Raw genomic sequence first — 19,496 nt, forward strand, 5'->3', positions numbered from 1 at the left:
GGAATAGTGGGCACGACTTGGATTCGCAAGCCACGTCTCCAAGCTCGGCTTTATCTAAGCGAAAACCGATAAGATAAACGACACTACTGAGCCCAGTGGCTTCCAGACTAAGTCTAATCTTTGCAAGCAACACACTGATATAATAATTTTGATACTTTCAATCTTTAGTAAGATAAATAGTCGTAATTAATACCCCGATCATGATAGAATGAAGGGGTATTTTTAATGCATTCAAATGAAAGAAGAGCGAACTAAAATGATTCAAATTCCTCAAAATATGACAGATGTAAAAGTGAAAATTGCAGAACTAGAAGAGTTAGGACATAAAAACGACGAGAAGCAAGTTGTTTTTGAAGCGATTCAGGATAATGCCCAGTCTCTACTAGACGAACAACTAGAAGGTCATTACTATTCTTGCAAGTTAAACGACGATACAATTACAATTTTTGATGTCATTCAAAAACCGATTGGTGACATTAAATCTCAAGGGGCCTCATTTGATGCCGATTTTCGTCAAGACGCTAATAAGATGTTAATCTATTTGAATACGGAAATTCATCGTGTGATTAATCAGCGTTAGTTAGCTTCAAAATTTTAAATAAGCTAAGGAGTTTCAGATGACAATAAAATTAATTGCGAGTGACATTGATGGTACGTTTTTGGATGATCAGCACGAGTTTGATCGCCAACGGTTTCAAGAACAACTGGATGAAATGAATCACCGAGGTATTCACTTTGTCGTTTCCAGTGGTAATCAATATCAACATTGTTTGCGCGTGATGGATGGCATCAATGGGGATTTGACCTACGTGGTTGAAGACGGCGGGTTGGTTGTTGAAAATGACCAAGTGCTAGACTCGAGTCCGATTGAGCCAGAATTGTGGCAGTCGGTGGTTGCAAGCATGGCCAGCAAGCTCGTTTTGGCGAACGGAGTGATTGTGTTGTCAGGTCAAAAAGGTGCGTATACTAATGTGACGAACTCGACAGAAACTTGGGGTCGCACACGGTATTTTTATGAAATGTTGACCCACAGTGATCGTTTGACGGATGTAGATGATGAAATTTATAAAGTCGATGTGAACTGGCCTGGTGTTGGGGATGTACGGGATAAACACGCTACACTAGTGGGTGAGTTTGGTGATCAATTGGCAGAAGTGATGAGCGGCTACAGCGGCATCGATATTATCAAGCCACACGTCACGAAAGCATATGGATTGGAACAACTGCAACGCATTTGGAATGTGTCAATGGCAGAAACAATGGCGTTTGGCGATAACCAAAATGATGCCGCAATGTTACAGGATGCCAAGTATGGGTATGCTATGAAAAATGCGGCTCCGGAAGCGAAGGCTGCGACATCGCTTGTGACACCACTTGATAATAATCATAGTGGTGTGTTGGACATGATTGATCGTGTTTTGATAGATCAACTTTAACTATAAAAGTGTAAATAAAAGCTTTGTGCCAAATTAATTTTAGAATTTGGTGCGAAGCTTTTTGTGTAGAACAATGGGTTTTGCCTTTAATTTGTTCAGATTTCGAATAAAATATTGATAATGAGCAGAAGTACATATATTTATTATAGAATTGATAAGCAAAAAGTTTGAAAAAGAAGCAAAGGCCATGTTACTGTACGGTTAATATATTTAGCGGGCTGTCCGGTTGATGGATGGCTCATTTTCATAAGCAAAGTCAGTAAGTGAAATAAAAAGGTGAAGAGGGATGTCGATGAAAATTTTAGTATGTACGGAAAATTATTTAATGGATGGCCTGAAAAGAGCAACAACAGTCGTAGCTAATGAATTGGCGAATCGGGTTGAAATTAACTATTATACGTTGGCTGATATCAAACCTTATTTTGATTTAAATGCGCCGCTAATTGTGGCAAAGCACCCTATAGATTCAGGAGGCAAGAGTTTTCGTGGTGAAAAGCCATTGCAGAAGTTTAAACAACAAATTAGAGATTTAGCAACAGTTTTAGCTGAAGGCGATTACGATGTTGCCCTATTTACGGCCGGATTGTTAACTAGTTTTACACCTGAAATTAAACGACGAGTACCAGACGTCCGGGTGATTACGTGGATGCATAATAATGCGGATACTTATCTGAACAATTATTATGCGCAAATGAAAAAGGAATTTTGTAGCGGATTAAGAGCTGCTGATTTAGTGGTGACGCTAACTGAACATGATTTAAAAGGATTCAAGCAATTCAACGCCCAGACAATCAAGATTCATAATCCGTTGACTTTAAAGTCTGCTGGTAAAGCAAATTTGGAGAATCATGTGATTAACTTTACTGGACGGATTGATATTCAACAAAAGGGGATCGATTTGTTGTTAGAATTAGCAAAAGATCTGCCAGATAATTGGATGCTTTCAATCGCGGGTGGTGGGAAACCAGATGACATGGAAAAATTTAAAGAATTAATTCAAAAACATGACGTTGCTGATAAAATAATTTATCGAGGACATTTAAACAATCGAGAGTTGACCGAAAATTATCAAAATTCATCTATTTTTGTAATGACTTCACGTTGGGAAGGATTACCATTGGTGATTGGAGAGGCAATGAGTTATGGTTTACCAGTTGTTTCGATGTACAATACTGGTGCTGAAGAATATTTGGCAAATGGTAAATATGGAGTATTGTTGTCTAATCATTGCTTGCCAGATTTTTATCAGGCCATCAAACCATTATTAGATAGTGTGGAAGAACGACAAAAGTATGCCAAGTTATCATTGAAGCGAGCACGAGATTTTGAGTTGAAAAAAATCACAAATCAGTGGTTACGGTTATTGAAGGGGATGCAACGGCCACACAAGGGTGGACAACAACTTGCTCAGTAGAAAAAAACTTAATAAATGAAGTGGCCGGAGGAATGTGCTATCACCAAATAGTTGATGCCAAAATTTTAGGTTGAAATTTGAACTCAAGTTCATTAGAATTACACTATAGGCGTCGGTAGTGTAATGGATAGCACATGAGATTTCGGTCCTCATGATGGGGGTTCGATTCCCCCCTGACGCATCATTAATATAGAGGTACTTTAATACAGGTGAAAACCTGTATTTTTTTGTTTTTTAACTAAAATTGAAGAACATTTTCCGGCAAAAATGATAATTACAGTTTACTTAAGAGAATTTTTAATTATAATGGTTAAATAAGAATTAAATTACTAACCATTTTCTAATTGTTTGTACTACTTAAACACTGTAAGGAGTCAGCCTATGCAAAACAAATCATACATACATAAAGTTATTGAGCAATCGATAATCATGTTGTTTTTAATTGCTTTTTTCAATATTGACAATACAAACCATCTCAATGTAAGACTTAATTTCTACAACATTTGGCTTTTTTTGTCATGGATCTGTCAGTTTTATATAGTAAAAAGAAAAATTTGGTCATTAAGCAACCTATCGTTTTTACAACTTGGTACCAGAATTACCCAACAGGAACATGCAAAATATCATAGAAAAGACAAATGGGGAGATAACAGTTATGCAAATGTGCAACACAATTTAAGCACCCAAAGACTGGCATTGTGGGATACTAATTTTGATATGACGGTCAACTTCTTTATTAGAATTGGATATGCTTTGCTTGGTCCGATAATTTTAATGTTTGATATCGTTAAAGACTTAGTGGAAATGAATGAGCACCAAAAATAGTAGGTGTCACTGGCAGTAAAATGAATGAGTGTTTAAAAAGTATGGCAAAACTACTACAGCTTACCATGCTTTTTTTGTTAAAATGAATATTTAATTTCTTATTTGATTTCAATTTAAAATATATTAATCCTGTGAACTAGTTTGCACCGAAGAACTTTTTGATTGGCTACTGGAACTACTACTAGGTTTTGAACTTGAACTAGCCTTACTTTGTGGGTTAGAACTTGCTTTGGCAGATTCGCTGGAAACTTTTTCTGCATTCGTTGAGTTTTGTTTGGCAGCTCTTGCCACCGAACTAGCATCTTTAGCGGATTTTGCCTGTGCACGTTTCAACGAAGCAGCCATTTTTCTGTTGGCTGCTTTTTCACGTGCTAACGATTCTTTAGCTTTACTGATGGAACTACGAGCACGGAAAATTGAGGAAGACTGAGCGTTAGATCTGTCTTTAGCACTAAGGCTAGATTCAAACTTGGCAATTGATGCGGATTCGGCACGTTTTTCTTTTCGGGAGCTAGCGGCACTCAAGGTCAGATTATTAGCGGGTGGTTCGGAATTGACATGACGAATATAAACAAATGCCATTGTTGCAATAAACAGTAAGGCAATTGATGTCCAAAGCGTAAACTTAAGAATTCTTTTTCTACGCTGTGTATTGCTGGAACGGGAATCTTGTCGTTTCATGAGTACTAGTGCACCTCCTAAACTAGCATTGATAACCGGATTATAACTAATTTTTTATCTTAGCAGGGTAATCCCCAAATTGTTTTTTTAAGTAGTTTCGTAATTCAAATTCACCAAAAACGGTAACTTAGGAAACGTTCTTAGTCCTTCATTATACGATCTAGGGTCAGAAAAAGGAAAGATTTTTGATACTATCGTAAGGCTTATTCATGAACGTATCAAAAATAAATTTTGAATAAACCTGTGTATTTATTCATTAAATAATGAATAAAAGCTTAAATTATTGATTGTTATTTGAAAAACTGCATATATTTCAGGAAAAGTGCTAAAATAGTCAAGTATTTCTATTTTAGAGAGAAGGATTTGTTTTGGAAGAGTTGGAGAACACAAAACAGCATAAAATTGGGCTGGTTGGCTTAATTCTTATGGTGTTTACCTCCATTTATGGAATTTCAAATACTACGGTTGCATACGATCAAATGGGGTATGGCGCCATTCTGTGGTACGTTTTGGGGGCAATTTTATTTTTTCTTCCTAGTGTAATGATGTTTGCCGAATATGGCGCTAGTTTTAAAGAAGCTCATGGTGGAATTTATTCGTGGCTGGCAGGTTCAATTGGAGAAGAACTGGCATTTATTGGGACGTTCATTTGGTTATCCGGGTGGATCGTTTGGTTGGTTTCGGAATCATCCAAGATCTGGATTCCATTTGCGACAATGTTCACAGGATACGACACGACCCAGTCTTGGCACTTTCTAGGATTGAATAGTGTGGAAACGATCGGTCTTATCGCGATTGTGTTTATGTTTGCCGTGACATTTTTCTCAACGCATGGAATTAATCAGATTGCGCGGTTTGCAGCGTTTGGCGGAATTATTACGTTAACCATCACCGCGCTATTTTTACTGATTAGTTTAGTTTTATTGGCTGTTCAAAGTGGACATTTAGCAGAACCATTTACAGCGCGTTCCATTATTCATTCACCAAACGGGCAATTTGGTTCGCCAATTGCAATTATGTCGTTTATTGTATACGCAATTTTCGCCTATGGTGGCATGGAAACTATGGGTGGTGTTGTGGATAATGTGAAAAATTCATCCAAAACTTTTCCACGCGCGATGATCATTTCGACCATTATTATGTTGATAGCTTATTCCCTAGGCATCTTTCTGTGGGGTGTGAGTGCAAACTGGCACGCCGTTCTTGGTAATAAAACGAGTGATTTAGGCAACGTGTTATATGTTTTAATGAATAACTTAGGTGTGTCAATTGGGAAAACTTTACATTTATCAGCAGCCGCCAGTGTTAATTTGGGAAACTGGTTTGCGCGGATTATTGGTATTGAAGAGTTCTTGTCCGATATGGGTGCGTTTTTCGTTTTGGTTTATTCACCTTTAAAATCCTTCATTATGGGATCACCGGCTAAATTTTGGCCTAAAAAAATGACCAAATTAAATAAGTTTGGCGTTCCTGCGTATTCGATGTGGCTTCAAGCTATTATTGTGGCGGTGATTGTGTTTGCCGTTTCCTTTGGGGGTAGCAATGCACAGTCCTTTTACACGGTTTTGCAGGATATGGAAAACATTTCCTCGGCTGTGCCGTACTTGTTTTTAGTCGGCGCTTTTCCGTTCTTTAAAAAACGCACGGACTTAGAGCGACCCTTTGTTTTCTTCAAAACAAAGGCTATGACGTGGACAATAACGATTGTGACGTGGCTGGTAATTTTGTTGGGAATTATATTTACGGTAATTGAGCCACTTTCAATTCATGATTATTACACCGCATTTTGGACAGTTATTGGACCGATTTTCTTCGCGCTGGTTGCTTGGATTTTTTATGAAGTGTCTGTAAAACAACGAAAGATTAACGTTCCTCATATTGACGATATTGATTGAGAAAAGCATTGGTGTTGAGCCAATGCTTTTTTTGAGGTTACTTGATTTTACTAGTTAGGGACTAAATATAACTGGTACATTTCTGATTAAAAAGACTAATATTGTAAACAGTGGGGATTAGTATTTATTAGTAAGGAGGAACCAGAATGAGTGAAGAAATCGAGTTTATAGATCGCCATTATTCGGAATTTGAAAAATTGTTGATTGAATTTGTGGAAACGCGATCGGTAAGTAATGAAGATGACGACATGACAAATTGTATTAATTTCTTAAAACGAATTTTTGAAAGATTACTGGACGCCCAAGTAAGTGTCATTGAAACAGCCGGATTACCATCGCTCGTTGCCCAAATCAAAGGGACGACTGATCGAACGGTGCTCCTTTATGGTCATTATGATACGATGCCTGGCGGTGACCGCAGTTTGTGGGATACGGATCCGTTTAAACTGATTTTGAAAGACGGTAGATATTTTGGCCGTGGTGTTGGTGATAACAAAGGACAGTTGATGGCTCAGATTCTAGGCATCTATACCTACAAGCAACTCCATGGTGAGTTGCCGTTCAACATCACATTTTTGGTGGAAGGTGAAGAAGAACGTGGCAGTGTGAACTTAGGGTCAACAGTTGCAAAACTGCGGGACTCATTACTGAAACAGGTTGAGTTGGCGGTAGTGGTTGATGGATCGATCAATCAAGATGGCGAGCACGTGGTCCGATTAGGGAATCGCGGGTTGTTTGGGTTTGAACTGACTGCGCATACCGGTCAGAATGATAATCATTCAGGGAATGCCGGTAATATTATGACGAGTGCTGCAATTAAACTCATTGAAGTATTGAGGAGGCTGTATGATTTTGATACGAAAAAAGTTCTGATTCCTAATTTCTATCAGGGTGTTCCGATAAAAAATGAAATTAAGTTAGATTTATTGGACAAGCTACCATACGATAAGAAACAAATTTGTGCGCAACTCGGATTGAGCACAATTCCTGATAAAATTGAGTTTTACGAACGCTTAATGTATCGACCAACGTTTAATATTGCGGGCATTGAGAGCGGATATACAGGAAAGGGCCTTAAAACCATTATTCCGCATCAAGCCACCGTTAAAATTGATTGTCGTCTAGTTGGGCATCAAAATATTGAAACCCTTAAAAAGGGCCTTGAGGATGTTCTTGCGAATGAAATACAAAATAAGGAAGTTTCAATAAACTACCTAGGTTCGATTCCGCCGAGCACTTCTGATTTATCTAAAAGTCTGATCACCACTTTTACGTCAATTGTGGAACAAGCAACTGGATCTGTTGTTGTGGAACCTGTCATGGCGGGAACTGTGCCTAATTATGTTTGGACCGATATTCTCAAAGTGCCGGTAGTAACCATCCCATACGCTAATTACGATCAGCATAATCATGCGCCCAATGAAAACATGACGAAGAAGGATTTTGTTGATGGAATTCGGATTTCGTATGAACTGGCGGATAGAATGTTTAAGTAACAAAGTTAGTTTTGTTTAGGTACTAAAAATTGATCAAATAACAAAAGGAAGCCATAATCAAAATTGATTGATGGCTTCCTTTTATTTATCGAGATGGTTAAGTTAAAATGCTATTGCCGATTGATTATGGTTAACAGCATGTAATAACCGCTGGCCTTCTTTAATTGCATTTGCGATGCTATATACGCCAGAATAATGTTTAATTTCAATGTGGTTTTCAATAAGATCAACAATTTTTCTGTTTTGTCGTACCGCATCAATATCTAACATTCTAAGCAATGCCCACTCAGTATCCTCACCATAAACGACTAAATGTTTTGGCTTAATAATATTGCATTCTTGAATAAATATATTAGCACATTCGATAAATTTAGCTCGATTCTTTTTAACTTGAGATTCGGCTTCTTCTAATGAATCGAAATGGCCTGAATTATTTTTCTTCGATGCTTTTTTGTTTTGATCAGTCTTAAATAATGTCTCTGCCATTTTTGTAATATTTGAATGCATCAAATTATATCTACCTATCTTTGATGATATATATTCTAATTTTTCAGCTTCACTTAGCACTTTCCAGTCGTTACTGGACATGTATTCTTTTTTTCTTCTACTAGGAGTGGATATGAAGAAATTTTGTTTTATGTTGGCACTATTACTGTCGATAGTATCTTTGATAATATCCGTTATGTAACAGCCATCAAAACTGTCATCAAAGTGGGATTCAACAAAGTTGTATACCATGTTGCTGTCCAATTTAGGTGATTTGCTGTTCTTTTTTTTAATTGTTTCATCTGTGTGAAACATATACCAATCATCTTTTTGATCTGCTAGCTCTTGAGAATTTGCAGTATTAGAAATATTAAGTCCGATAAACATTGCGCTGTTATTAAATTCTGATTTTCCTTTTTCCTCACTAAAGTCTGTAAAGGATTCATCAAAATCTAGATCCGTTACTTTCAACTTGTAATGTGTTAAAAGATTTGTTGGTGTTGGCACCAAATCATCCTTCGGAAAATCAGAAAGGAGCCGTGCAGAAGTTAACAACTTATCGTCCACAGTGACTTTCTTATAAGTTAGAAAGGAAGAAATTTCATGCATGTGTGGTTTTCTACCTTCATCATTGCCTAAAGTTACTTGAATATTATCTATTTCTTTAGCTATTTCAGCATTTGTTTTCATATTTTGTATCCTCCAATCAAATCGCTAATTTAGTTTTTTTTGAATGTTATGATAGAGCTCGTAAATTAATATGTAACCAAGTTTGTTACTTTAGTTTTCTCATGCCTGTGCAAGGCATGTCTTTCTCCTTTCTTGATGTTATCAGCAAATGTGTGGTACTAAGTGAAGCTCTATTTACAGTACGCGGTTATTATACATAATGCCAACGACATAATTTGGCGATGAAGATATATAACTAAAATAATTTGATCTTTTTCAATAGAAAACAGATATTTTTAAAATAAATTTGTGTGAATCAAAAATTATCAAATCTTTTTTTCTTTCTCATCTCAGATTGCCATATTATGGCACAGTACAGTGATAACATAATGATGTTGTCAAGCCAAGCCACATCAATCTAAGGAGATAATTGCGATGAGTGAAGATAAATTGATCCAAAACGATGATCTGAAAAATGAACAAGACGAGGAACCTGCTTCAAATCATCAGAAATTGGAACCTGAATATGGAAAGTATATGTATTGGGAAATTATCCGTGACTTTCCGATTATGGCAGACTATATTGGTCACTATATTCAAGGAAATCGATTTACGGCTGTTAATTTGATAGATTTGGCATCATCGCTGGGGCTTCGATTAGACTATAGTAGTGAACTGCGAACTGACTTTAAGTTATATCGCACGAAAAAAAGTGATATCGATGTGCTCATCGTTTCCGCGCGCCATGCCAGTATCCAGGATAAAGCTTGGTATGCAGCAAAAGGCATGGCAAACTATATTCTTGGTGACGCTGAATATGTGCCCGACTTCTCGCAAAATCAAGGTGCCTTAAACAAATGGACTGATGAAAAAATAGCTGCTAAGTTGTTGTTACCTAATGATTTGTTGGAAAGAGATATTGACTTCGCAACTACCTATAATCGGGATCTCCTTAATGAGGTTGGGGGAACGCAACGCTGGGGCACTATTTCCGTATGCCCGGTTGAACATCATCGGCCATACTGCCGCGCAAATTGCCAATGTCCCGGATTGGTTAATGGAACAAAGGGTTGACGAATTCTATAATGGCTAGAAACGGCATTGAGAATAAAATGACGTTATGTTAAAAGAATGATGGTAGTGTCTTTGCGGATGCTACTTTTTTTGTGCGCATAATTTGAATAAAACATTGGATGTTTGAAACAGAATGCAACGTTAATTGGAGTGAAGCATTGTCTGTTAGTGATTTTTGAGTATTTTAAATTAAAAATATGATTTTGGCGTATTTAGCTAAGTGCAAGATAAATTTCGAATGAAATGACTAATTATGTGTTTAAGCGCACACATAAGTGGTATGATGGTTGGCTACATAAAAAAGTAAATGAACACAGTCAAAAAGAAATGAGGAAACTTTTCATGACACGAAGACAAACACGGTTCAAGGGTGATCCCTCCATATTTATGACAAAAGTTGAAAACAAACCTGACTTAACGATAGCCATGAACAATGTTGTTGAAAATTTTTTCAAAAAAGATTTTCAAGTTGATTTGATTCCGGATCATGGCAGTTTAAGAGGGCGTCGAGAAATCATGCGCTTGATTCAAACCGATTTCCCAAATTTAACGCAAGCGCAATGGCATCAAGCGTATTTATTTTTAAAATACAGACATGCCTATTTTGACGCCAGCTTTGTGTTAAAAAGTGTCAGCTTATATTTAATTGTGAAATGGGTAACTACTCAAAATTTAAGTGAATTGGAACAACAGTTTATGGCGGCAGTTACCATTGAAACCAGTGTAGAACTTGATATCCAAACTAGTGATCCTGCGTTTACGGAGAATATAAAGCAACTTAATGAAGAACTGCAGGAAAAACAAGGGGCTGACAATCATGATACAGATGATTCTAGCACTCGTTTTGATGTGTGGAACGGCAATAACGAAAGGGTACTAACTCATCTAGATCAATTAGTTGAAACGCAAAAACCAGATTGGAAAATTGTAAATTGGAATTCCAAACTTTTGTGTGAATACTGGCTAGAACCCACAAAAAAACAAGTGGTTAGTTTGGATGCAATTGTTGACCCAATGCTCTTAGAATTAGAAGCCAAACATACTGAGTTAGGTGAAAAATGTTATGAGGATTCATTTCTAGCCAAGGCTCCAGCTGAGAAAAAGATTACTTTTATGGACCTTACAGCAATTGTGGCTGACAATCCGTTAGCCTACTATTTATTAGGTAAATTGGCGGTTCACTCGACCACGATAGGTCTATTGATTGTGAATCAACTGCAAGTATTTACACATAACAATCGTTACTGGTACCATGTGGGTCGTTATTCACCAAGTGTCAGGAAAGATGCCTTATTAATCGAAACAGCGCTTTTACCTTTAGCCAGTTCGCCAAAACAAACGGAGTGGGACTTTTTTACCTTGCTCGTGGATAAATTTGGTCAGTTTTGGGATTAATCGTCCTAATGGAAGCTACTATACAGGAGCGGATGTTAAAAAAGTTTAGGCGTACATGCATGGTCGGAGTTGCTTCATTAAAACTAAATTAAAAAATATGTTGACTTTTAATTTACAACTCCTATAATAAGCATCATCAAGTCGAAAGGGGTGAAGTCACATGACCAGTTTTGTTAAAGCAATTTTAAGTAATTTAGTCATTATTAGCTTCTTAATTAAAGCGCACGGTTCTGCGACTTCAATCCTTAGCTAATAATTTTTTAGTATCGTCATAAGAGGATAATTAGGTTGCTCGCTGTGCTTCGTAAAGAAGTATAGCGGGCATTTTTTTATTTATTGAGAAAAAAGAGAGCGAATTGTATGGATAAAAAATTGAAAGTTTCAGCTTTGTTTCTGGTGGCCGCTACGATGTTGGCAGGCTGCGGGAGTAAAAGTGCAAGTGCAGGAACCCATGATTATGCGACTAAACAAAGTTATAATTTGATGGCTAGTACTGAGGTGGAAACGATGGATCCGTCCCTCGCGGATGACTCTACCTCACTGACACAAATAGAAAATACAAATGAAGGACTTTACCATCCCAATAAAGCCGGTAAGTTGGTTGCTGAAGCGGCCACCAAAACAAAGGTTAGCAAGGATGGCATGACGTATACATTTACAATACATAAAGGGATGAAGTGGAGCAATGGCGATCCCGTCACCGCACAAAACTTCGTCTATGGTTGGCAAAGAAGTGTTAATCCAAAAACGAAGGCCCCAAATGCCTTTCTGTTTGCGCCAATCAAGAATGCTGATGCAATTACAGCAGGCAAAAAGAATCCCAAAACTTTGGGTGTCAAAGCAATCAACAAGACAACTTTCAAAGTTACTTTAGTTAAACCAGCACCATATTTGAAACAGATGACGGCACTACCTGCTTTTTACCCCCAGGATAAAAAGGCGGTCGAAAAGTATGGTAAATCTTATGGGACTTCCAGTACAACCACAGTTTACAATGGGCCCTTTGTTCAAAAAGGGTGGACGGGTAGCAATTTAACTTGGAAACTGAAGAAAAATAAAAAATACTGGGATAAAAAATCTGTTCATTTGACCACGGTTAACATGCAGGTTGTTCAAAATTCCAGCACGGCATTGAATTTGTATCAAGTTAAGAAGTTGGATGACATTTCTTTGTCAGGTGAGCAAGCCACTCAAGAAAAGAATAATAAAGATTTTTATTCAACACTGGCAAATTCCATGTCCTATGCAGTTTACAACTTTAAGAATAAGGCAATGCAAAATATCAATATTCGAAAAGCAATCTCGCTTGTGCTGAATCGTAAACAGGTTACCAGCAAGGTTCTTGCCGATGGTTCTATTACCCCTAAAGGTTTTGTACCATCTAAATTGACTGAAAATCCAAAGACTGGCAAGGATTTTGCAACTGATGCAGCAGTTGCCAATTCGGTTACTCAAAACAAGAAGCTTGCCAAAAAGTATTGGGCTAAAGGAATGAAACAACTTGGAAAAACTAAATTGACGATCAATTTGATGTGCTGGGATGAAGGATCCAATTCACAGGTTGCTGAATATATGCAAAGTGAAATCAATCAAACTCTGAAAGGTGCGGATGTGAAAGAAACTACCTTGCCAAAGAAATCAGCAATCACAAAGATGTCGAGTCATAAAGGGTTTGACATGGCGTTGACCGGTTGGAGTCCAGATTTTCTTGATTTGATGGATGTTTTGCAGCTTGAACAAACTGGAAATCCTTATAACTTTGGATCATTTAGTAATAAGAGTTTTGATAAGGATATGAAGGCTGCCATTACAACAGATGCAACTAATAGTCAAGCTCGTTATGATGATTATGTAAAGGCTGAAAAGATCTTGATGAAACAACAAGGTGTAGCCATGATTGATCAGGGAGCTTCAACATTCTTGCATAATCCTAAGGTAAAGGATGCCGCAACAACCACTGACGGTGGCACTTTCTTTAAGGGTGCTTATGTTGTTAAATAATTTAATCTAAGATTTAAAACACAGAAAAATCTCTGAATTTCAACAGTAAAAACTATGACTGTTACGAATTTTTTGGAGATTTTTTTGTTTCCAGAAATTTATTTAGGTATTATCACATGGCTGTGCTAGACTTTAAAAGGATAAGTAGTTACTGAAAAGGGAGTTTATAAATTATGACTTTTGATGGAATTGTTGAAAATCTTTTGTCTGAAATCAAAATGCGGACGCATCCACGTACTGATGGCATTAAATATCAGTTTAGAGAATGCACATTTCCTGTGACATTTACGCGTGATGGGTACAAAGAAGCGGATGGTTGTGCAATCTTTTTGATGGAGCCGGACGGTAAATATACCGTGAAAAAGTTTGGTACTCGGTATATGGATGTGGATGATCCAATCCGAGGTATTTATCACGGTGCTATTTTTGATTGTGAGGAAGAGCCTGATAAAATGGATGCCCTCATTGAAGCTGTGGAAAAAGGGACTCCTGAAATTAAATAAGCTTTTCTGTGGCGATTTAAAGCTCTTTAACTTTTCTAGATAGGTAAGTAACGCAGAAAAGTTATTGAGCTTTTTTGTTTTGTGAAAGCGCTGCAATTTGGTGCTAAAATGAGGTGTACCAATAAGTAAATTAAAGTTTTGAAGGGAAGCCTCACAATGGCAGAATCAACTCAATTAATTTTAAATGCAATCAAGCAAACAACGGACGAATGGCGAGCAAATGATCAAAAAAGGGATGCTGGATTGCCCACTCAATTTCCTGATGTGACGCGGTACGACAATCTGAGCTATGGTCCCGCCGGTGTGGAGAACCTGTTGGATGTTTACACACCAAAAGAAATTAAGAAAAATGTGCCCGTCATTATTGATGTTCATGGTGGTGGAAATGTCTACGGATCTAAAGAACTGTACCAACACTATTGTTTGGGATGGGCACGAGCAGGCTTCGGCGTAGTGAACTTTAATTATCGTTTGGCACCTAACACCCCATTTCCAGGAGCACTCCGAGATACAGCTTTAATTGGCAAATGGGTTTCTGAACACGGTGAAGCCTATCATTTGGATACGAATAACGTATTTATTATTGGTGATAGTGCAGGCGGTACGCTGGCCGAACAATATTTAACGGCGTATTCAAATGAAGATTATCGAAAATCCTTAGGCTTAGCAGATAGTGGCAAGCTTCAAATTCGGGGTGGCTGTTTGAATAGTGGCTTTTATTTCATTAAACGCGCTGGGGCGGTGCCTGAAAATAGCATGATGAGTGCCTATTACACGCCGGCAGTGTTAAAGAAATATGATCGGGAGCTGCATACGGAAAACTTTGTGACCGAAAAATTCCCATCTGTATTTGTTATGACCGCAAATCATGATTTTTTGCATGATGAAGGAATTCGGTTTGATCAATTTTTGATTGACCGGGGGATTACCCATGAATTTCGGGTTTATGGTACTGAAGAAGAACCTAGGGAACATGTTTTTCAGTTGAATCAGCGGGATAATGTGGCGGCGAAAGCTAACCATGCTCAGGCAGAATTCTTGCGTAGCTTAGTAAAAAAATAAATCAGAATGAAATTTTTCTGTTATTTCGAAAGTGAATTAAGCTCAAATAAGAGTATTTTTATTCGTATTAATGCTAGTTTGGCAGTCTTTTTTCAAAATTATCGACTTAGGTTTGAAGATTATTACTGAATAAAAAAAGAAACTGACCATTTTTAATGAATAAAGTGGTTAGTTTCCTTTTATATAAACGGAAATTTTATTCAGCAAGAACTTGGAAAAATAAAACTGAGCCCCATGGCTGACCTTTGATTAAGCTCTTAGCTTCTTTTGCGGCAGCTGCTGAGTCATCTGGGGTGACTTTGAATTCAAGCTTCATACCTGTTTTCTTAACGAATTCGTATTTGAAATCGCCATCGGATTCAGTTAAAAGTTTGGTAATATCGTCTTGTTTCTGTGGTGAATTGATTGCAATCATATTTTTCTCTCCTTGTATTATGTCAAATTTTGTTTCCTAGACACATAAATTCTATTATAAATAACAGAAAAAGTAAACCCTTTCAAGCTTGTTGAACTGGGAACATAGACGTAGTGTTCTAAGGTAGTCAGTTGGTCAAAAGTTAGGCGATTTGTGCTTGAAAAAGTGAGTTTTTGATAAATATTGATAAGTCGCTTGTAATCGATTTAAATTTCGGGTAACGTGAAAACATAAACATTGCTGAAGCAGAAAGGAAATTCTATATGGCTGATAGTGAAATATTTGGGAAAAAACGTGCTGATTATTTAAAATTTAATGGCAATTATGCAGCAGGAACTTTTTTAGATAATAATGTTCAAAAATCAAATTATACTAAAGTTGCCCTTGTGCCAACGATCGATACCATTAACTCATGGTCGAAACTATATAAGCAATTTAAACTTGGTGAAGACTATTCAAATGACCAATATTGGCAAGATAAATCGAAGTATTTGTCCGATGTGACCCAGGCAAAAGAGTGGTTGGAAGAATTATTCAAGGATGCGTTTAAAATCACAGCGATTGGCGCCGAATTTTTGGAGAGTGTCGGTAACCGTTCGTCAGAAAACTCGGTTCAACTGACAGAAGCGACTGACATGGATAATAATTGTTATTACATTTTGCAGAGTGGTTTTCCAGCGCTTGAAGCCAAGAGTAATGCCATGAAACAGTCCCCAGATTTTGCGTATGATCGTGATGTATTTAATGTTGATGACCAGCGAAATATTTCCTTTGATGAGCGCAACATGGATCTGTTAATCATGGCAATGGTCAAAGATTATTTTGATCGCGACATTACGCCACAAGAGTTGGTCTCCAAACTGCCCGCGTTTCGAGTTTGTGGTACGTTTAATGATTATGGTCGCCCAGCTTCTGATGGCAATCGGCTGTGCACAATCATCAAAACGAGTCACAAGAATGATTTAAATCAAGCTTCTGACGAAACTCAATTGGCAGCATTGAAAGCTGGTAAGCCATTAGCAGTCGATGTTGATCGCAGTGCGGCCTGGAAAGCAAACGAAAAGAAACGTTTGGAATGGTTGTTGGCTGGCGAACCTGCAGCGCAAGTTGAAAAATAGCAAATAATGAGGCCCCAACAAAAATTGTTTTTGTTGGGGCCTCATTTATATTTCCTGAATATTATTTCCAAGACGTTCTTTTTATTTCAGACGACTAATTTGATGAAGGACTTGCTGATGAAGCATGGTATTGGGGTTTAGTCCTGGTTGATCGTTTGGCACTGATAAACCGAGTTTGGAATAATAATCTAACCAATAGGGCAAAACAGCCCCAGTCGTTTGGTCAGAAAAGCTCATGGGAATCAGTTTGAAAATTTGGTTGTTTGCAAAGGCATAGTATATGAAATCAGCACAGTAGTAGCCTTGCTCACCAGGAATATAGCTGGCATTATAAGGTTGATTCAAAAGCTGTTTAGCTTGTCGAATGATTTGTGACGCGTTGATTTTTTGATTGGCACGAAACAAGTCAATGTGAGTCCAATTTCGAGTTTTAAAAGTGGAATAAGGCTCACGGATGCTGCCAGTTGAAGGCAAGGCGTGGAGAATGAAAATTTGGTTGTCAGTTGTTACTTCAACCAGCGCAACGTGATCATAAATATCACTTGTCAAAGATACGGTGCTATCTACAATGGCCTGAGAAAGCTCATCGGGAATACTTTGTAGAAAGAGTAGGTCAGCATTTTTAAACATGATGTTCTCCTTGTTGATTCTTGCGGGTAAGGTTGAATTGTAATTCTTTTCTTTTAACGATTTAATCTTTTAGATTTCCACAACCGGAATCGAACCAGAGCCAGTCACCAGAGTGGAAGGCAGAACTAGATACGTTTAACGTTTCCGCGCCATACCCAACCTTTAGCACTGCCATGTTTGGAGTGTACATAGTAATAAATTGCGCCACTTTCAATTTTTTCGTGCCTAGTTGCAATCCAAATTGTTCTGGGATAATTCTTTAGGTAATGTAGCTTTTTACCACCAGGCTTGGAATAAATCCAAGCATTACTAGTTTTTCGTTTGGTGTTAAATAATTTCATTGACTTGTTCCAAATTACAAAATTACGGCTATATTTTGTACACCAGTTAGCATTAGTTTGGGGAACAATGAAAAAAGTGCGGCTATTATGGTAATATTTTCCGGATTTAACTATATAGCCCCCGGTACTCATTAAATATCCAGATCTATAAAATGCTGTACCTCGTTTGATGGTGCCATAGTTGTAGGCGATGTTTTTTGCTTCATAAGTGCCAGTCTTTACTTTATAAACTTTAACGGTCTTTTTAGCAATAACATGTGTTTTTGCTTCTTTAGCATAAGAGTTACCGCTTAAATATTTTGATGCTTGCGCGTTAGTAGGAAACAACACTACAAAGACTAATGCTAATAGCAAAGCCAAACTAATATTTCTTTTTTTCATTCTTAACTCCTCCGGAGAGTATAACAATTTATCCATAATTTAAATGGACTAGTGAATTTCATGGATATCAATTAATCGCTCCACAAATAAGTATAACAAAAGCAAAGCGTAATGTTAGATGAAGTACGGTTTAATTTGAACAATTATGTGTAAAGGGTCTTTAGAGATAGTAACCAACCTAGTTATGTGAAGCAGATATCTTTGGTACGACATTTAGTCAGTAATTCTGGGACAAGTTACATTCATTTTGGTTTAGGGCCTACTTGATGTTTTTAGAAATATCCGACTTATGCTAGTGGAGAGGTTGACGCAAAGAGTGTATCGATGCGACTTGGCGATTTATCTCTGTAGCGCCCACACTCTTGTGCCAACGTTGCAACGAAACAAAATATAAAACCATTGCCAAGTAAAGTTTCAATCTGACATTTGCAGAATCCAGGTTGACATCCGCCAAGTTTAAGACTATTGTAATCACAACACAAAAGACCTTTAACTTAGTCCGAGAGACCAAGAAGGATTCCGATGAAAGTAACAGGAAGATCCCTTGGCTGAACGGCTAAGGGATCTTTTTTAAAATTAAATAATGTCACTGAACCATTTAAATGTTTCCTGAGAGAACAAAACGGTGCAGTAAAGTCTTTGCAAAAAAACTTTTCGCAAGGGGTCTACACGCAACAAGCTAGTGCACTTAGTTAATCAGAAAACGATTAACTAAGTGCTTTTTTTGTGAAATGAAAGGGAGAAACACCATGGCAGAACAAATACAAGCAAATTTAGTTTCAATCGATCAGTTAACCGCAGATGAGGCCGTAGATTTAATTCATGAAGCTCAAGATTTTAAAGCTGGTAAACAGGTACAGTTACTAAAGCCAGCGTATGCGATGAATTTATTTTTTGAAGATTCCACCAGAACCAAAACCAGTTTTCAAATGGCGGAGAAAAAACTAGGGATGCAGGTCTTGGACTTCAACGCCGCAACGAGTTCTGTAAATAAGGGTGAAAGTTTATATGACACCTTGCGAACAATTGAAGAAATTGGCGTCAACATTGCGGTGATTCGCCATCCCAAAAATGAGTATTATCAAGATTTAGTTGAGAATCCTAACTTAAAAATTGGAATTGCCAATGCCGGCGATGGTTCCGGGCAACACCCTTCCCAGTGTTTGTTGGATATGATGACCATTCAGGAGCAATTTGGGCACGTTAAAGGTTTAAAAGTGTTGATCAATGGGGACATTTTCCATTCTCGAGTAGCAAGATCCAATGCAGAAATGCTTTCCCGATTAGGCGCCGAGGTTTACTTTTCCGGTCCTGAAAAGTGGTTTGATGCGAAGCTAGAAAGATATGGAAAGTTTGGTGACTTTGAAGAACTTTTACCTCACATGGATGTGATTAACATCTTGAGGGTGCAACATGAACGGCTTTCAGGAAGCGCAAATAGTGATTTTGACGAGCACACCTATCGCGACAAGTTTGGCATTACCGCAAGCCGCATTCAGAAAATGAAATCTGATGCCATTATTTTACATCCGGCCCCAGTTAATCGGGGTGTTGAAATTGATGATGACTTAGTTGAAAGTCCCCATTCAAAAATTTTTACCCAAATGAAAAATGGGGTGTTTGTTCGAATGGCCATTTTAAGTAGTATCTTGCGCTACCAAAAACTTTTGTAGG

The 19,496-nt window shown here is 37.6% G+C and carries 18 protein-coding genes and 1 tRNA gene; 14 read left to right on the forward strand and 5 right to left on the reverse strand.

All coding sequences use genetic code 11. The features are described 5' to 3' along the window. Positions 1 to 256 precede the first annotated feature (256 nt). The 5 genes from DD627_RS01755 to DD627_RS01775 all read left to right on the forward strand — a co-directional run bounded on the left by DD627_RS01755 (position 257) and on the right by DD627_RS01775 (position 3,675). Entirely contained in the window at positions 257 to 580 is a 324-nt protein-coding gene (locus DD627_RS01755) for a hypothetical protein (protein WP_260274822.1), read from the forward strand. A gap of 37 nt (positions 581 to 617) precedes the next feature. Then, positions 618 to 1,436, forward strand: coding sequence for a Cof-type HAD-IIB family hydrolase (locus DD627_RS01760; protein WP_260267919.1), 819 nt, complete (start codon positions 618 to 620; stop codon positions 1,434 to 1,436). A 292-nt stretch (positions 1,437 to 1,728) separates the two neighbouring features. Continuing rightward, positions 1,729 to 2,850 (forward strand): glycosyltransferase, encoded by a 1,122-nt coding sequence (locus DD627_RS01765; RefSeq protein ID WP_260267920.1) that lies wholly within the window; start codon positions 1,729 to 1,731, stop codon positions 2,848 to 2,850. 109 nt (positions 2,851 to 2,959) lie between these two features. After that, positions 2,960 to 3,031: transfer RNA gene (locus DD627_RS01770), tRNA-Arg, on the forward strand. Positions 3,032 to 3,231: 200 nt separating this feature from the next. After that, on the forward strand, positions 3,232 to 3,675 hold the full coding sequence (locus DD627_RS01775) for a hypothetical protein (protein ID WP_260274821.1): 444 nt from the start codon (positions 3,232 to 3,234) through the stop codon (positions 3,673 to 3,675). A gap of 123 nt (positions 3,676 to 3,798) precedes the next feature. On the opposite strand, the gene DD627_RS01780 is transcribed toward DD627_RS01775, so the two are convergent. Beyond that, positions 3,799 to 4,356, reverse strand: a complete 558-nt coding sequence (locus tag DD627_RS01780; protein WP_260274820.1) for a hypothetical protein — start codon at positions 4,354 to 4,356, stop codon at positions 3,799 to 3,801. Between the two features lie 368 nt (positions 4,357 to 4,724). On the opposite strand from DD627_RS01780, the gene yjeM reads away from it, so the two are divergent. Then, the gene (gene yjeM, locus DD627_RS01785) at positions 4,725 to 6,251 is read left to right on the forward strand and encodes a glutamate/gamma-aminobutyrate family transporter YjeM (protein WP_260274819.1); all 1,527 of its coding nucleotides are present in this window, start codon (positions 4,725 to 4,727) and stop codon (positions 6,249 to 6,251) included. Between the two features lie 146 nt (positions 6,252 to 6,397). Further along, positions 6,398 to 7,747, forward strand: a complete 1,350-nt coding sequence (locus DD627_RS01790; RefSeq protein ID WP_260274818.1) for a M20/M25/M40 family metallo-hydrolase — start codon at positions 6,398 to 6,400, stop codon at positions 7,745 to 7,747. A gap of 102 nt (positions 7,748 to 7,849) precedes the next feature. On the opposite strand, the gene DD627_RS01795 is transcribed toward DD627_RS01790, so the two are convergent. Then, the gene (locus DD627_RS01795) at positions 7,850 to 8,923 is read right to left on the reverse strand and encodes a hypothetical protein (RefSeq protein ID WP_260274817.1); all 1,074 of its coding nucleotides are present in this window, start codon (positions 8,921 to 8,923) and stop codon (positions 7,850 to 7,852) included. Positions 8,924 to 9,337: 414 nt separating this feature from the next. Between DD627_RS01795 and DD627_RS01800 the strand changes: the two genes are divergently transcribed. The 5 genes from DD627_RS01800 to DD627_RS01820 all read left to right on the forward strand — a co-directional run bounded on the left by DD627_RS01800 (position 9,338) and on the right by DD627_RS01820 (position 14,937). Continuing rightward, entirely contained in the window at positions 9,338 to 9,976 is a 639-nt protein-coding gene (locus DD627_RS01800) for a hypothetical protein (RefSeq protein ID WP_260274816.1), read from the forward strand. A 342-nt stretch (positions 9,977 to 10,318) separates the two neighbouring features. After that, positions 10,319 to 11,371 (forward strand): hypothetical protein, encoded by a 1,053-nt coding sequence (locus tag DD627_RS01805; RefSeq protein ID WP_260274815.1) that lies wholly within the window; start codon positions 10,319 to 10,321, stop codon positions 11,369 to 11,371. A gap of 360 nt (positions 11,372 to 11,731) precedes the next feature. Then, positions 11,732 to 13,372, forward strand: a complete 1,641-nt coding sequence (locus DD627_RS01810) for a peptide ABC transporter substrate-binding protein (RefSeq protein WP_260274814.1) — start codon at positions 11,732 to 11,734, stop codon at positions 13,370 to 13,372. A 173-nt stretch (positions 13,373 to 13,545) separates the two neighbouring features. Next, entirely contained in the window at positions 13,546 to 13,875 is a 330-nt protein-coding gene (locus DD627_RS01815; protein WP_057783347.1) for a hypothetical protein, read from the forward strand. Positions 13,876 to 14,031: 156 nt separating this feature from the next. Beyond that, positions 14,032 to 14,937, forward strand: coding sequence for an alpha/beta hydrolase (locus DD627_RS01820; RefSeq protein WP_260274813.1), 906 nt, complete (start codon positions 14,032 to 14,034; stop codon positions 14,935 to 14,937). A 196-nt stretch (positions 14,938 to 15,133) separates the two neighbouring features. On the opposite strand, the gene DD627_RS01825 is transcribed toward DD627_RS01820, so the two are convergent. After that, positions 15,134 to 15,352: a hypothetical protein gene (locus DD627_RS01825; protein WP_057783342.1), complete on the reverse strand. Its 219-nt coding sequence runs from the start codon at positions 15,350 to 15,352 to the stop codon at positions 15,134 to 15,136. A 263-nt stretch (positions 15,353 to 15,615) separates the two neighbouring features. On the opposite strand from DD627_RS01825, the gene DD627_RS01830 reads away from it, so the two are divergent. Further along, a complete protein-coding gene (locus tag DD627_RS01830) occupies positions 15,616 to 16,470 on the forward strand; it encodes a hypothetical protein (RefSeq protein WP_068806426.1) in 855 nt (284 codons plus the stop codon). Positions 16,471 to 16,551: 81 nt separating this feature from the next. Here the strand turns inward: DD627_RS01830 and DD627_RS01835 are convergent, their stop codons facing one another. Both DD627_RS01835 and DD627_RS01840 read right to left on the reverse strand, forming a co-directional pair. Next, positions 16,552 to 17,100, reverse strand: coding sequence for a YiiX/YebB-like N1pC/P60 family cysteine hydrolase (locus DD627_RS01835; protein ID WP_260267935.1), 549 nt, complete (start codon positions 17,098 to 17,100; stop codon positions 16,552 to 16,554). Positions 17,101 to 17,225: 125 nt separating this feature from the next. Continuing rightward, positions 17,226 to 17,822, reverse strand: a complete 597-nt coding sequence (locus DD627_RS01840; protein ID WP_068806421.1) for a hypothetical protein — start codon at positions 17,820 to 17,822, stop codon at positions 17,226 to 17,228. A gap of 749 nt (positions 17,823 to 18,571) precedes the next feature. Here DD627_RS01840 and DD627_RS01845 point away from each other — a divergent pair. Next, on the forward strand, positions 18,572 to 19,495 hold the full coding sequence (locus DD627_RS01845) for an aspartate carbamoyltransferase catalytic subunit (protein ID WP_068806418.1): 924 nt from the start codon (positions 18,572 to 18,574) through the stop codon (positions 19,493 to 19,495). The last annotated feature ends 1 nt before the right edge of the window (position 19,496 follow it).

It is taken from the genome of Pediococcus sp., assembly GCF_003533255.1.
GTDB lineage: Bacteria > Bacillota > Bacilli > Lactobacillales > Lactobacillaceae > Pediococcus > Pediococcus parvulus.